The sequence below is a fragment of the Deinococcus sp. QL22 genome, from assembly GCF_023370075.1.
Classification (GTDB): domain Bacteria; phylum Deinococcota; class Deinococci; order Deinococcales; family Deinococcaceae; genus Deinococcus.
Window position 1 is genome coordinate 2,023,181 of the sequence record NZ_CP097149.1, and the last position, 14,858, is coordinate 2,038,038.

The following is a 14,858-nucleotide window of genomic DNA, read 5'->3' on the forward strand; positions in this document are numbered from 1 at the left end:
GGTTGTCCACTTTATGCGGACTTTAGATAGGGGTACGGAATGGGGGGTGAGGGAAGTGGCGCCTACTCAGAACGAACTTCGGCCACACCTGTATTCACGAACGCCGCCGAATCGTAGTAGGTGCGGAAGGCGCTAACTTTATCCCCATCAATTTCGATAATGCTGACGCCCCGGTAGGCCAGATCGGAGCCGCCCTTCAGTTGCCCGGTGGCTTCCCATTCCATCAGGCCCGTGTTGCTGGCCTCCAGATGGTGAGTAAATTCGCTGCGAATCTGCTCAAAGTTGGAGAGGTAAGCCGTCCAGAATTCGCGTGCGCCGTCCTGCCCCGTCCACGTGTGGGTCGTCAGATTCTTCAGGCTGGAACCCTTGGCGAAGAGAGCCACCAACGGCTCTACGTCGCCCGTTTGCTCAATCACTTGAAGCGCCTGCATAAATTGTTCGGTCAGGTTGCTGGGGGTTCGGTTGGCGTCAACTTGGGTCATGCCCTACCCGAACACGCCCGCGCAGGCCAAAGCGTGGGGCATCCCCCAGAATGGAGGAGCCATAAAGTCTCGCTCAAGTGACGCTCAACTTTGGCTGAATGCCGAGTGGGGATTGAAACTTGCTAGGTCAGGCCCGCTAAAGCCTGTTCAGCGGTGGCCCGCACTGCCTCGTGTGGATCAGCCAGTAGGGGAGGGAGAAGGTCAGATTCGCCCCACCTACCCAATGCCCACGCGGCGGCCTCGCGCACTTCCCACACCGGATCATGGCTTCCGGCCAGCAGCAGGGGGCGGGCCAGTTCGCGGCCCTCATGGTCGGCGGGCAGGTTTCCCAGCACGGTCAGGGCGTTGCGGGCCATGCCTTTGCGGCGGGGGCGAAGCAGGGCGGTTCCGGCCCATTCCCGTTCAAATTGCCGCTCGCTGATCCCAAAAAATCGAGTCAGATCGGGGTAGGCCAGCCGCGCCTGAGGTTCCAGCAGCCGGGCCAGCGGGCCAGCTTTGGCACTCCATGGACAAACTTCGCTGCATATATCGCAGCCCAGCAGCCAGTCTCCGACCCCTGTCCGCCATTCGTGGGGCAGCGGCCCCCTATGTTCTATGGTCAGGTACGACACGCAGCGCCATGCATCTATGGTGCGGTCATCGCCAATCGCCGCTGTGGGGCACGCCGAAATGCAGCGGGTGCAGCGGCCACAGCGATCCGGATGTGCCGCCGTTTCTACTTCCCAGGGCAGGTCGGTCAGCAGCACAGCCAGCGTCACGAATGCGCCCAGCCGCGTGCTGACGGTCATGCCCGATTTGCCGCGCCAGCCCAGAAAAGCGCCTGCCGCAAACAGCCGCTCCATGATGGGGCCGTGATCCACGTAGCCCCGCGCCCGCACGCCCAGCCGCGCCGCTTCACCTTCCAGCCGGGTCAGCAGGGGTTGCAGTTGGTCGTGGTAATCGGGCGTCCAGGCGTAACGGGCCACCTGTCCCAGCCGTATACCGTCACTCGGTACAGGTGGCGGCGCGAAGGCATGAGAGACACCCAGCACCAGCACGCTGCCCACGCCTTCCAGTCGGCTGCTGGGGTCGGCGCGGGCGGGCAATTGGCGTTCCAGGTAGGTCATTCCGGCGTGCTTGCCCGCGCCCAGCCACCCGGCATACTCGGCCACCGCCGAAGTCGGAACCCGCGCCGCCGCCCAGCCCACCGCGTCGGCTCCCAGCGCAGAGGCGAGGTCGGCCAAGGTTTCGGCAGCAGAGGTGGGGGGGGAGGCGTACAGCATCGGTGCAAATTATGCCGCTGTGGGTGGGGAAAGATTGGGGGGTAGGGCGGAAGGGCAAGCGCTTCGCTCACTCATCCCCTCGGGTTGTGCCAGTCAAGGGTGAGGGAGCAAGAACTAAGCTTCTAGCCTTTGCCGTTTACCCTCGCCCCTTGTGGGAGTCGCAGAGCTGCGAAGCAGAGGGGGCCACCAGCAACCGTCCCCGCCCCCACACCTCAGACCCACCCACCCCCACCAACTCAACCCCCCTACCCCACCGCCCCCAATCCCGCCTGATCCTCGTCCAGCACAGCCAGCAGCGCGTCCACGACGACGGCGTCGAAGTGCTTATCTCGTGCATTCAGCAGATGTGCGGCGGCTTCGGCGTGGCTCCAAGCACGTTTGTAGGGGCGGGCACTGGTCAGGGCGTCGTATACGTCGCAGACGGCAAAAATCCGGGCGGGTAGGGGGATGTTCTCGCCACTTAAGCCGCAGGGATAACCGCTGCCGTCCCAACATTCATGGTGGGCCAAAATAACGTCGTGGGCGCTGCGGGGTAAAAAGCTGAGGTGCTGGGCCAGTGCCGCGCCCTGCTTTACATGCAGCTGCATTTGGGCACGCGCTTCGGCGTCCAGCGCGCCGGGATGATGCAAAATCGCGTCTGGAATCGCCATTTTACCGATGTCGTGCAGGTAAGCTCCCCAGCGCAGGTCGCGCAGTTCTTGCCCATTCAGACCCAGGCGTTGGCCCAGGCGACCCGCGAGTTCGGTCACGCGGTCTGTGTGCCCCTGCGTTTCGGCGTCGCGTGCTTCCAGCATCAGCCCCAGCGCACGCAGGGCACTCTCGTGGGCGGCCTGCTCGCGTTCTTCGGCGTCCAGGCGGGCGGCCAGCAGCGCCACCAACCCCATAATCGTGTGCAAGGTCTGGCGCTCGTAGTACGTCCAGGGGTGCGGCTCGAACACATGAGACAGCAGCGCCCCCACCAATACGCCCGCCCGGTTACGAATAGGCGCGGCGGTCAGGGCAAACACGCCCAAATCTGGAAAGCCTGCCGACTGAGGTTGCAGGCGCGTATCGTCAAAAAATAGCGGCCCAGTGGCGATTTCTAGTGCCTGTACCAGCGGCAGATGATGCGGCAACCCGTGTACCAGCAGCGCTTCCATGGCTGGGCCTTGCGGCACGACGCCAGTGGCGGCTCGGGCGTGGTAGGTCAGCGTGGCGTCGCGCAACTGAAAGTATCCGGCTCCTACTGCTGCCGTACGGTCTACCAGCACGTTCAGCACCGGACTCATGGCGCTGCCGAGGTCTGAGGCAGTCAGTCCCAGCTGGGTCAGGTGCAGCGTCACGTCACCCAGACTCAGCGGATGCGGGGGCAAAGGATCGGCGGGTATAAGCAGAGGAGAAGGCTGGCCGCCGGGCGAGCCATCAGGAGGGGGCGAAGCGCCAGTCATAGGATGACTCTATTCTGATGATTATGACGGAATTCTCACACGCCTCAATTATTTTGTGATTCTCTTGGTATTTTTGGGTCTAACCTCTTTGCAATTTAATTTGAATGGGACAAATGTTTTTCTGACTGAGTGGTAGAAGAGTCGCAGCTGAGCCGGTTGGTTTTGGTGCGGCTCCACGAAGTTAAAACGACTCCTTGGCATGCGGTGAGTTCGCCGCTTAGACGCCCACTCATCCCTTGCTCCACAAAACACTCTTTAATTCGGTATTAGACCGAAAAAAGCGGCGGCGGGCATGTCCAAAGTGCCCGCCGCCACTCAGTCCTCTGTTTTCAGGGCAGTGGGAAGCCGCCTGCAAAGGCGTGGACTTCGGCCTTCACATCTTCACCCTTCAGGGCGCGGTCAATCAGTCCGGCAATGGTGTGCATGTCGGCCTCGTTCATGCCGCGAGTGGTCACGGCGGGCGTGCCGAGGCGAATGCCGCCGCCATGCAAAATCTTCTCGGAGTCGTAGGGCAACGTGGACTTGCTGATGGTGATGTGGTTGGCGTCCAGCAATTTGGTGGCCTTGGTGCCATTCAGCCCATTGGGGCGAATATCGAGCACCAGCAGATGATTGTCGGTGCCGCCCGACACCACGCGGTAGCCGAGGTTCTGGAAGGCTTTGGCGAGCGCCTGCGCGTTCTTCACGATCTGCGCGGCGTAGGTCTTGAATTCGGGCTGCAAGGCTTCGCGGAAGGCCACGGCTTTGGCAGCAATGACGTGCTCCAGCGGCCCGCCCTGATAGCCGGGGAAGACGGCCCGGTCAATCTTCGCGCCCAGCTCGGGGTCGTTGCTGAGAATCACGCCGCCGCGTGGCCCACGCAGGGTTTTGTGGGTGGTGCTGGCGACCACATGCGCGTGGGGCAGCGCGTTGGGATGCACGCCCGCCGCGATCAGTCCGGCAATGTGCGCCACATCGGCAAACAGGATTGCGCCCACTTCGTCGGCAATGACCCGGAAGGCTGCAAAATCGATGATTCGGCTGTAGGCACTGGCCCCCGCAATGATCATTTTGGGCTGATGCTCGTGCGCGAGGCGGCGCACTTCTTCCATGTCGATCAGTTCTGTTTCGGAGTTCACCTTGTAGCCCACGATCTTGTACCGCAGGCCACTGAAGTTCACCGGGTTGCCGTGCGTCAGGTGCCCGCCGTGCGACAAATCCATGCCCAGCACGGTGTCGCCGGGTTCGATGAGTGCGTTGTAAATGGCGAGGTTGGCGCTGCTGCCCGAGTGCGGCTGCACATTGGCCCACGCCGCGCCAAACAGTTCCTTGACACGCTCGATCGCCAACCGCTCCACCTGATCTACCACTTCGCAGCCGCCGTACCAGCGTTTGCCGGGGTAGCCTTCCGCGTATTTGTTGGTCAGCACGCTGCCCTGCGCGGCCCGCACTGCGGCGCTGGCAAAGTTCTCGGAGGCGATCAATTCGATGCCGACGCGCTGGCGCTCGCCTTCCTGCGCGATCAGGTCGAAAATTGCGGCGTCGTGATCGGTCACGCTCGGAGCCGCGCTACTCACGGCGGGGGCAGTCGGTTCGGCAGTCGTCATACAGGTACGGTAACACCCGGAGCGCAGGAGGTTTGGGAGTTGTCTCCGCAGCTTGGACGTGGGGCGTTGGCCTCTGGATGGAAATGGTTGGGCGTTGGGGGTTTTGGTTTGCTGCCACGTTTTCCCCCACCCCCCAGCCCCCGCCCCCAAAGGGTGCAGGGGAGTTTGTCGTGGCACTCGGCAGGATTCATCTTGTCGCATTCGGGCTCGCCTAAATCGTCCATCTGAAGCGGAATTGCCAGTCGTCTTATAGCTGTAATTGGCCCGCGCGTTTCACGCACGACGGCCTCACACGGAGAGAGGCGGAAACGATTTTGGGCGGCGGTGTGGTGGTTTTTGCTCCCTCACCCTTGAGGGGACTCGCAGAACTGCGAAGCAGAGGGCTGGGAGGGGGTGAGGGAGCGCAGCGATTGCCCTTGACCCTTCCTCAGACCCTAGACCCTTAGACCGCCCTTCACTCAACCATCTACCCCAATTTCCCCCAACGATTCCCCGGCAGCAGCGGCAACGGCTCCAGCGCACTGGGCTGCATCCCAAGCGGGGTGGGAACCTGTTCGGGCGGCACGGCGCGGCCCACCAGATAGCCCTGAATGGCGTCGCAGCCCAGCACCCACACGGCCCGCGCCTGTGCCGGGGTTTCCACACCCTCGGCTACCACACGCAAACCCAGAGCCGCGCCGAGGGCCACCACCGCCTGCACCACTTTGTAGGCCGCCGCCTGATGGTGCAGACCGTCTGCCCGCTCTTCTCCCAGTGCAGTTGGCCCCAGTTCAGCTAACCCCAGTTCCGAGATGAAGGCGCGGTCGATTTTGAGGGTGGTGATCGGCAGGCGCAGCAGGGCCGCCAGCGAGGACTGGCCCACGCCAAAGTCGTCCACGGCCACATCTACGCCCAGTTCCAGCAACGCCCGCAGGGTTTCTCTGGCCTGATCCTCGTCGGTAATCAAGAGGCGCTCGGTCACTTCCAGTTCCAGCGCCGTAGCGGGCAGGGCGTAGCGGGCCAGCGTCGCCTGAAGGCGGGGCAAAAAGTCCGGACGCATCAGGTGCGGCGGGTCAATATTGATCGCCACTCGGCGTTCGGGCTGGGTCTGCCGCCATTCGGCCAGTTGGCGGCAGGCTTCTTCTACGACCCATTGCCCGATATCGATCATCAGACCCGCGTCTTCGGCCACCGGAATAAATTCGGATGGCGACACGCTGCCCAGTTCGGCGTCGTTCCAGCGCAGCAAGGCCTCGAAACGCCGGATCTGCCCGCCCCGCTCCTGCTGTGGCTGATAGAACAGCCGGAATTCCCCGCGTTCCAGTGCGCCCCGCAGGCGCGTTTCCAGCAGCACCCGCCGCGCCGCAAGGTGGTCGTAGCGTCCGGGCGAGTACAGGCGCACCGCGTTCTTGCCGCTGCGTTTGGCCGCGTACATCGCCAGATCGGCACGGCGCAACAGGGTTTCGGCGCTCTGTGCTTCCGGCCCCGACAGCACGGCGCCCAAGCAGGCCGTCACTTGCAGCGTTTGGCCCGCCAACATGACCGGGTCGCGTAGGGTGTCCAGTAGCCGCGCTCCCAGTGCGTGCAGGTGTTCGGTGCTGGCAGGCGTAGTCAGCACCAAAAATTCATCGCCGCCAAAGCGGATGCAGTGCGTCTGGGTATGCTCCGTATTCGGCCCCGCCGCAAGTTGCAGCCGCCCCGTGACTTCCTTTAGCAACTGGTCGCCCATACGGTGCCCCAGCGCATCGTTCACAAATTTAAAGTCGTCCAAGTCTATGAACAGCACGCCGACCGGGTGGCCCCCAGCCAGCAGTTGGGGCAACACCACTTCAAATTGGGCGCGGTTGCCCAGTCCGGTCAGGGGGTCGTGGTATGCCTGATAGTGCAGCAGCGTGCGGCTTTCTTCTAATTTGGCCTGCTGGCTTTGCAGTTCCCGCAGGGCCAGCGTTTGGCGGGCGGCCACCAGCAGCGCCACCACAAAGGTGGCCACCAACACGCCCTGAGCCTGAGCCGAACGCAATTCTTGCAGTGTCAGTAGCAGCGCAAAACTAGCGCCCAGCGCGGCGTAAGGGGCAATCAGGGTGCGCAGGCCCATGCGCGAGGGGGGAGTCGGCGCGGGCTGTGGGGTGGTTCTGGAAGACACGCTGGCCTGCACCGCCGCGCCCGCAAACAGCAGCGTCGCCAGCGGCCAGAGGGTGTCGGGCCACTGCTGCCCGGTGTAAGCATCGTTGAGGGTCAGAAAGCTGTAGCCCAGATCGGCGGCGATAAAGCAGCCCATGCCCAGCGCCAGTGTCCAGCCCCAGTCCAGTTTGCCCCAATTCAGTGTGCTCCAGTCCAGTCGGCCCCTATTGGCTTGGCGTTCGGCCTGTGCCGAATTCCGCGTTGCGCCGCGCCACGCCCGCGCCAGCAGCAAGGTCAGCAGCAACAGGTCAGAGAGCGGATAGGCCGCTGTGACGATGTTGGACAGCAGAGAATTGCTGGAATTCAGCAGTTGCGCGGCCAGCAGGAAATACCACAGGTACGCGCCCACACTGACCACCAGCGCGGCCACATCCAGCCACGCCGCCCGCCCCACCAACGCGGGCTGCTGGCGCTCCAGGGCCAAAAAACCCAGCCAGAAGCAAACCGGAAGCGCCAAGAAAAATGGATCGGCCAGCGAGAACATCCCCGTGAACAGTTGCAGCGACGCAAAAATGATTTGCCCGACGCCCCATAGCAGCGTTCCCAGTGCCAACAACCGCCAGACCCCCGGCTGGGTGGTGCGCGGGGCGACTCCCCAGATGATGGCTGCCGCACCCAATACCACGGGAACGTACAAAAAGCCATTGAGGGTAGAAGCCAGTTCAGGCAGAGTCCACAATCCTATAACCCGGCTCAGATGAATGAAGTAGATCGCTACAACTGTGCCTAATCCCCATTTAGATTGTTGAGAAAGGGAAGAGGAGAGGGGCCGCATATGGACTAAGTTTAATGAGCCGCCCCTCCCGTCCTTCTTACAAGGCTGGATGTGAATCAGATAGAATCGGCTTCATTAAGGCGCGATAGGAATGAAATCGATGGGCTTGTGCCCCAGTCGCCGCTGAACTTCGCGCAAATCTTCGCCGTCTGCCAGCACCAGAACGCTGTCGCCCGCCTCCAGTTCGGTGGCTCCCTTGGGAATTAGAAATTCTCCGGCGCGGTGAATCAGGATCACGAGGGCAGCGGGCGGCAGGTGCAAGTCCACGATTCTGGTTCCATCGGCGGCACTGTCTTGCAGCACGTCCACTTCCACCATCTCGTTCTTGTTGTGTCCGGTGGGCGTGTAGGTAATCGGGTAATCGGTGCGGCTGGGTAGGGCTTCACGCACGCCCAGCGCACGGGCCACCAGCGTCAGGGTGGTGCCCTGCAGCAATACGCTGGTCAGCACAATAAAAAACACCACGTTAAAGAGGATTTGGGCCTGCGGCACACCCGCCAGCAGCGGAAATGTCGCCAGCACGATGGGCACGGCCCCGCGCAGGCCCACCCAGGCCACCATGCTTTTTTCGTTCAGCGGCATCTTGGCCCGCGACAGGCTGAGGTACACACTGACGGGCCGCGCCACGAATACCAAAAACAGGGAGCAGGCCAGCGCCAACCCTGCTGTGGGCCACAACTCACGCGGATTGACCAGCAGGCCCAGCGTCAGGAACATGCCCACCTGCATCAGCCAGGCCAGCCCATCGTGAAAGTTGATCAGGCTTCGCTTGTGAATGAATTCGGCGTTGCCCAGAATGACGCCCGCAATGTAGATCGCCAGAAACCCGCTGCCGCCTGCCAGAGCTGTGGCACTGAAGATGGTGAGGGCCAGCGCGATGGTCAGCACCGAATACAGCCCCTCGAACTGAAGCTGCACGCGGTTGATGATCCACAGCGCGGCGCGTCCCAGCCCGTAGCCCAGCACGCCGCCGATGATCATCTGCTTGAGGAACAGTGGCACGATGCTCAGCACGCCCAATTCAGGCTGGGCGATCAGTTCCAGCAGGCCGATGGTCAGGAACACGGCCATCGGGTCGTTGCCGCCCGATTCAAATTCCAATAGCGGGGCCACGTCGCCCTTCAGCCCCAGCGCCCGTTCCTTCAGCACACTGAACACGGCGCTGGCATCGGTAGAACTGACCACCGCGCCCAGCAACCACGCCACCAGCCACGGAAAGCCAAACACGTAATGGGAAAACACCGCCATCAGGCCCGCCGTGACCAATACGCCGATGGTCGCCAGACTGATCCCGCGCCGCACCACGGGTTTGGTCAGTGTCCAGTTGGTGTCCAGGCCGCCCTGAAACAGGATGAAAGCCAGCGCCACCACGCCGAGAATCTGGGCCACGCGGTAGTCCTGAAACTGAATGCCCAGCCCGTCTGACCCGGCCAACATGCCTACGCCCAAAAACAGCAGCAGGCCCGGAATGCCCAGGCGCCCCCCAATCCGGCTGAGCAGCAGGCTTGCCAGCAGCAACACGCCTGCGGCCAACAGGTACAGCTCGGCATGGGCTTCACCCATACAACGTGTCTCCGAAGAGGCCGCTGCCCGGAGCGGTTGCACAGGCGCTATCGGTCTGGGCCTGCGAACGGGTTGTGCGCTGGGTCAGGTTCATGGTCTATGGTGGCATACGTGCTTCACAGAACAGGGGCGCAAGCTGGGCAACTGTCCGGGGCAACTTCGCGGGCCGACTCTGACAGAGCAGAGGCGACTTGACCCGGCCTCACGCGCCCGCTACCCTGAACCCATGACTGCCCGCCCCGGTATACCTTCGCCGTTTATTCGGAGCGGGAAGACGCTGACCTGAGAAGACCGGTCACGCGTCTCGTCCCGCCGCACCCCACGCGGCGGGTGTTTTTTTGTTCTTCTAGGAGAGTTCATGACCGATCAGACCCTACAAACCCAAGCCCTGAACGACATCGCCGCCGCCCCCGACCTCGAGACCCTACAAACGGTGAAGACCCGCTACGTGGGCAAAAGCGGCCTCGTGACCAAAGAACTGGGCACACTGGGCAAGCTGCCCCCCGAAGAACGCAAGGCACGCGGCGCAGAGATCAATGCCGTGCGGGCCGCGCTGGAAGCCGCCCTGACCGAGCGCGAAGCCGTGCTGAAACAGGCCGCGCTGGACGCCAAACTTGCCAGCGAAGCCATAGACGTGACGCTGCCGGGCCTGCCCCTTCCGGTGGGGGGTCTGCACCCCATCAACCGTGTGTACGACGACCTGACTGCTATTTACGAGCGCATGGGCTACGCGGTCATAGAAGGGCCGGAAGTGGAGGACGAGCACCACAACTTCGAGGCCCTGAACGTGCCGTGGTATCACCCCGCCCGCGACCTGCAAGACACCTTCTGGCTGGAAGATGGCCGCCTGCTGCGGACGCACACCAGCCCCATGCAGATTCGCTACATGGTGAACCACGAACCTGCCCTGAAAGTCGTGGTGCGCGGCAAGGTCTACCGCTACGAGGCCACCGACGCCACCCACGAAGCCATGTTTCACCAACTGGAAGGGCTGGTGGTGGGCGACGGCATCTCCATGACCGACCTGAAAGGCACGATTGCCGAGATGGCGCGTGGGCTGTACGGCCCCACTGCCAAAGTGCGCTTTCAGCCCAGCTATTACCCCTTCGTGGAACCGGGGGCCGACTTTGCCGTGTGGTGGGAAAACCCGCGTGGCGAGAGCAAATGGCTGGAGCTGGGCGGCTGCGGCATGATCCATCCCAACGTGTTCAAGGCCGTAGACGACCTGCGCGAAGCCGAGGGCCGGGAGCGCGTGTACGAGGGCAAAACCGGATTCGCCTTCGGGCTGGGGCCAGAGCGCATTGCCATGCTGAAGTACGGCATCCCCGACATCCGCTACTTCTACGCGAATGACCCGAAAGTGATCGGGCAGTTTAGGGGTGAGTTGGGGTAGGGCCAGTGGAAGCAGGTTCTGTGGAAGCTTTCGCCATTCCCTGCGTCGGGGCCATCATTGGCGGTCAGAAGGATGGTCAAGACGCCCTACTCATTCAAGTTCGCCAGAAGCCCGGCGGCGGAATAGAGAACGGCATGTTGGAAGTGGCGGCGGGCAAAGTGCGCGAATACGAAAATGTCTTTGAGGCGTTGCGCCGGGAAGTCAGAGAAGAAACGGGCCTGAGCCTCAGCCGAATCTTGGGCGAAGAATCTTCAATCATTCGTACGGTCAACGGCTATGAAGTCATGAGCTTCACGCCTTTCCTGACGACTCAGAATTTATCGGGCGGCTATTCCATCATCCTGCACACCTTCATCTGTGAAGCGGAAGGCATTTTGTTAGAAGCAACGGGCGAGACGACGAACATCCGCTGGATGACCTACAAGGACTGCCGGGAACTGCTGAGGCTACAGCCGGAAGCTTTCTACCCCTGCACATCAACGCGCTGAGTGTGTTTTTGGGAATGCCCTAGGTGGTTCAGCTCAACTCTAATCAAATTAACCCCATCAATCAAAGCCCATAGCCCATAGCTCATGGCCTTCTGGAGCAGTTATGAAACTTCCCTACACCTGGCTTAAAGAACTCCTGCCTGACCTTCCCCCCGCCGCCGACCTGGAGCCGATTCTGGCCCAGTTGGGCTTGCCCCTAGAAGGCATTGAAGACGTGCCCGCGCCCATTGCAGGCGTGGTGCTGGCCGCCGTGACCGAGGCCGCGCCCATAGACGGCACGCAACTGACCCGCCTGGCGCTGGATGTCGGCCCATACGGAGCCAAAACCATTGCCAGCGGTGCGCCGAATGCGGTGGGCCTGCGGGCCGGAACGATGGTGGCCCTCGTGACTCCCGGAACCACGCTGGGCGGCATGGAATACGGCGTGCGGATGTTGCAGGGCGTGGAATCGTGGGGGATGGCCGCCAGCGCCAAAGAACTGAGTCTCGGTGAATCGGCGGCGGGGCTGATGCTGTTCCCGGCAGGCACGGCGGCCCCCGGCACGCCCATGCACACCGTCTGGGCCGCCGATAGCGTGCTGGACGTGGAAGTGACTCCCAACCGCGCCGATGTGCTGAGTGCTGTGGGGTTGGCCCGTGACCTCGCTGCCTTCCTGAAGCTGGAACTGATGATGCCTGACGCAGGCCCGCAACCGACTGGAAACGGAGCAATTCGGGTGTCGCTGCCCCCACGTGGTCTCGTTATCGAGCGCGATCCTTCCCGCAAATTGCGCTTCGGCTGCGACCATTTTGCTGCCCGCACCGTGTCTGGCATTCAGAACGGCCCCAGCCCACTGTGGATGCAGCGCCGCCTGACGCTGGCCGGAATGCGCCCGATTGACCTGATCGTGGACGCCAGCAATTACGTGATGCTGGAACTCGGTCAGCCCACCGCCCTGTATGACCGCCGCGACGTGACCGACGATCAGATCATCGTGTCCTTCGGGTTGCGGCAGGGCGAAACGGTGCGCGACCTGATGGGCGGCGAGCATGGGACGGGGCCGGAAGATCTGCTGATCCTGGATGGCCGCCCCGTGCCGATTTCCTCGGTGGCCGACGCTTTTGCCACCGCTGGCGAGGTCAAAGCCGGTCAGGGCGTGCTGGGTATTGCGGGCATCATGGGCGGCGAGCATGGGCGCGTGCGGGTTGATACCAGTGATGTGGTGATCGAATCGGCGCACTTCGACCCCGTGTTGTTGCGGCGCACCAGCACGCGCCTCGGCCTGAAAACCGACGCCGTGTACCGTTATGAGCGCGGCGTAGACCCGTTGCTGGCCCCACGCGGCGCGAACCGGGTGGCCGGACTGCTGGCGGCGGCGGGCGGCGGCACGGCCCATCCCGGCCTGACCTTGGTGGGCACGCCCGACGTTCCCGGCGTCATCGGGGCCACCGGCAGCCAGATTCGCGCCCTCTTGGGCATGGACATTTCCACCACCGAGATGAGCGAAATCCTGACCCGGCTGGGCTGCGAAGTCGTGACCGCCGACGACCAACTGACCGTCACGCCTCCCTCATGGCGCATCGACATGGCGATCTGGCAGGATCTGGCCGAGGAAGTGGCCCGCCTGCACGGGTTCATCCATCTGCCCGAAACGCTGCCCACGCTGCGGATTCATACCAGCAACATCGGCGCGGAAAAAGAAGGCTTGGCCCGCGCCAACCTGCGCCGCGCCCTGGCCGGACTGGGCGCACAGGAAGTCGTGACTTACACGTTTACCAGCGACGAGGAAGCGGCAAAAGCCCGCGCCGAAGCGCCCACCGTGCGCCTGCAAAATCCGCTGACCGCTGACCGTACCGCTATGCGAACCGCCCTGTATCCGTCGCTGCTCAAGGCGGCGGGCGCCCACCCCAAAGGCGAGCGCGTGCTGATCTTCGAAATCGGGCGCATCTTCCCGGCCAGCGGAGAGGCCGAGCGCGTGGGCCTGCTGATGCGCGGTGACCTCGCCCCCAAAACGCATCAGCCGGGGATGGCCGGAACGTTTGGTGTCTTCAAGGGCCTGCTGGAAAGCCTCGCCGCCAGCCTCGGCGCGGGCGTAGAGGTGCGCCAGTTGCGCGGCGACGCGGTGCCTTCTGCGCTGCATCCCGGTATCGCGGGCGAGTTGGTCTGGAACGGGCAGGGCGTGGGCTGGATCGGGGCGCTGCATCCCGCTGTGGCCGCCGAATTTGGCCTGAAGGGGGAGACATTTTTGCTGGAAGCCGCCCTGCCGCTACCGGGCCGCGCCTGGGCCTTCCGCGACCCCAGCCGCGCTCCCGCTGCGTGGCGCGACTTGGCGATCATTGCGCCCAATGCCGTCTCTTACGGGGAACTGGCCGCGCTCCTGAAGGCCGAAGCCGGAGCCTTGCTGGAAACTGTGGAACCCTTCGACGTGTACGTCGGCACGCCTATTCCCGAAGGAGAGCGCAGCGTGGCCGTGCGCCTCGTGTTCCGGGGCGAAAAGACTCTCACCGACGCCGAGGTCGACCCGGTGATGGAACGCCTGATCGGGGCCATTCGGGCGCAGGGGTGGGGGATTCGGGACAAGTAAGCAGGAGTGAGAGGACGGGGGCTGAGGCGGGATGCTTTGGCCCCTGTTTTGTGTCTGGGGTAGGAACGTCAGCTACTCAACTCCTTTCCAAATGCCCCCCGCACTCCTTCCCGGACATACGCCCCCGCCCATTGCCCTTCCCCCGGCAAGTCATCCGGCCCGGCCCACCGTGCTTCCGTGATTTCCCCGGCAGGCAGGCGTAGATCGGAAAGGTGCAGGCTTTCGCTGACGCCCTTCGCACGGAAGATCACGCCGATGGTGTCAGCGATATTGCCCGCCGCATCCTGCGCCCGGAACATCGGCCCGGCCTGCATCTGTACCGGAATCAGCCGCGCCGCCTTGAGGCCCGTTTCTTCCCGTAGCTTGCGGGCGGCGCAGGCTTCAAAGCTTTCGCCGGGTTCCATGCTGCCGCCCGGCAATGCCCAGAGGCCAGTTTTGGCGTGCCGAAGCAGCAGCAAACGCCCTGATTCATCCAAGACCTGAACACTGGCACCGGGCAAGAGAAGGGGCCGCTTTCCCGCTGCTGCACGCAACGCCCGCGCAAAATTGCCAGTTACCGGCGGGGGCGCGGGCACAGGCAACAGCGGCAGCGGCGGCAGGCCCACCCGCGCCCGCAGCAGATTCATTTTGACGATGTTGGCGTTCGCGCTGATGGGCGGCAAATTGTTCAGGTCGAACCACTTTAGGACCAGGGTTTCGCCGCTGTCGTCGGGGGCGGCGTGGTCTAGCGCGGCGGCGGGCAGCGTGCCCTGCGCCCGCATGCCCACCATGTACACCTGATGGCCGTTGGGGTAGCAGTGGTACAGCTCTGGCCCGTCCACCAGGCCATCGGGCAAGTCCAGCAGGTGCAGATCGGGGCACACCAGCCCTGTTTCTTCCAGTAATTCGCGGCGGGCAGCAGTCAAGAAATCCTCACCGGGTTCCACTGCGCCCCCCGGTGTGCCCCACAACCCGTCATCCCCACGCTGCTGGAGCAAAATCCGGCCCCGTTCATCCAAAATCATCACGCCGATGCCGACTGCAAATAGCGGCGCGTGGCCCCAGACGGCCCGCAACTCTGACAAGTACCCCATGCGGGCGAGTGTAGCGGGAGGAAGGCGAGATGCCGAGCAAGTTGTCCTGCTTGCGCCCCATTTGCGGCGGCCCTTTCGCCTACCAT

The 14,858-nt window shown here is 63.3% G+C and carries 10 protein-coding genes; 3 read left to right on the forward strand and 7 right to left on the reverse strand.

The features are described from left to right. Positions 1-62: 62 nt before the first annotated feature. From M1R55_RS10155 to M1R55_RS10180, 6 genes are all read right to left on the reverse strand, one after another. Entirely contained in the window at positions 63-482 is a 420-nt protein-coding gene (locus M1R55_RS10155; RefSeq protein ID WP_249391657.1) for a nuclear transport factor 2 family protein, read from the reverse strand. A 122-nt stretch (positions 483-604) separates the two neighbouring features. Beyond that, positions 605-1,744, reverse strand: a complete 1,140-nt coding sequence (gene queG / locus M1R55_RS10160; protein ID WP_249391658.1) for a tRNA epoxyqueuosine(34) reductase QueG — start codon at positions 1,742-1,744, stop codon at positions 605-607. A gap of 245 nt (positions 1,745-1,989) precedes the next feature. Next, positions 1,990-3,171: an HD-GYP domain-containing protein gene (locus tag M1R55_RS10165; RefSeq protein ID WP_249391659.1), complete on the reverse strand. Its 1,182-nt coding sequence runs from the start codon at positions 3,169-3,171 to the stop codon at positions 1,990-1,992. Positions 3,172-3,500: 329 nt separating this feature from the next. Next, entirely contained in the window at positions 3,501-4,757 is a 1,257-nt protein-coding gene (gene glyA, locus M1R55_RS10170; protein ID WP_249391660.1) for a serine hydroxymethyltransferase, read from the reverse strand. Between the two features lie 466 nt (positions 4,758-5,223). Next, a complete protein-coding gene (locus tag M1R55_RS10175) occupies positions 5,224-7,554 on the reverse strand; it encodes a bifunctional diguanylate cyclase/phosphodiesterase (protein WP_249391661.1) in 2,331 nt (776 codons plus the stop codon). A 213-nt stretch (positions 7,555-7,767) separates the two neighbouring features. Next, positions 7,768-9,255 (reverse strand): potassium/proton antiporter, encoded by a 1,488-nt coding sequence (locus tag M1R55_RS10180; RefSeq protein ID WP_249391662.1) that lies wholly within the window; start codon positions 9,253-9,255, stop codon positions 7,768-7,770. Between the two features lie 358 nt (positions 9,256-9,613). Here M1R55_RS10180 and pheS point away from each other — a divergent pair, with 358 nt between their 5' ends. From pheS to pheT, 3 genes are all read left to right on the forward strand, one after another. Beyond that, entirely contained in the window at positions 9,614-10,648 is a 1,035-nt protein-coding gene (gene pheS, locus M1R55_RS10185) for a phenylalanine--tRNA ligase subunit alpha (protein ID WP_249391663.1), read from the forward strand. A 20-nt stretch (positions 10,649-10,668) separates the two neighbouring features. Further along, positions 10,669-11,136, forward strand: coding sequence for an NUDIX hydrolase (locus M1R55_RS10190; RefSeq protein WP_249391664.1), 468 nt, complete (start codon positions 10,669-10,671; stop codon positions 11,134-11,136). A gap of 103 nt (positions 11,137-11,239) precedes the next feature. Further along, complete coding sequence (gene pheT, locus M1R55_RS10195) at positions 11,240-13,699, forward strand: phenylalanine--tRNA ligase subunit beta (RefSeq protein ID WP_249391665.1); 2,460 nt, start codon at positions 11,240-11,242, stop codon at positions 13,697-13,699. A 68-nt stretch (positions 13,700-13,767) separates the two neighbouring features. Here pheT and M1R55_RS10200 read toward each other — a convergent pair whose 3' ends face one another. After that, on the reverse strand, positions 13,768-14,772 hold the full coding sequence (locus M1R55_RS10200; protein WP_249391666.1) for an NUDIX domain-containing protein: 1,005 nt from the start codon (positions 14,770-14,772) through the stop codon (positions 13,768-13,770). Positions 14,773-14,858 lie beyond the last annotated feature (86 nt).

What these genes read in the sequence shown, in the direction of transcription:
- M1R55_RS10155 (WP_249391657.1), bottom strand. Translation starts at nt 482, where the DNA reads ATGACCCAAGTTGACGCCAACCGAACCCCCAGCAACCTGACCGAACAA.
- queG (WP_249391658.1), bottom strand. Translation starts at nt 1,744, where the DNA reads ATGCTGTACGCCTCCCCCCCCACCTCTGCTGCCGAAACCTTGGCCGAC.
- M1R55_RS10165 (WP_249391659.1), bottom strand. Translation starts at nt 3,171, where the DNA reads ATGACTGGCGCTTCGCCCCCTCCTGATGGCTCGCCCGGCGGCCAGCCT.
- glyA (WP_249391660.1), bottom strand. Translation starts at nt 4,757, where the DNA reads ATGACGACTGCCGAACCGACTGCCCCCGCCGTGAGTAGCGCGGCTCCG.
- M1R55_RS10180 (WP_249391662.1), bottom strand. Translation starts at nt 9,255, where the DNA reads ATGGGTGAAGCCCATGCCGAGCTGTACCTGTTGGCCGCAGGCGTGTTG.
- pheS (WP_249391663.1), top strand. Translation starts at nt 9,614, where the DNA reads ATGACCGATCAGACCCTACAAACCCAAGCCCTGAACGACATCGCCGCC.
- pheT (WP_249391665.1), top strand. Translation starts at nt 11,240, where the DNA reads ATGAAACTTCCCTACACCTGGCTTAAAGAACTCCTGCCTGACCTTCCC.
- M1R55_RS10200 (WP_249391666.1), bottom strand. Translation starts at nt 14,772, where the DNA reads ATGGGGTACTTGTCAGAGTTGCGGGCCGTCTGGGGCCACGCGCCGCTA.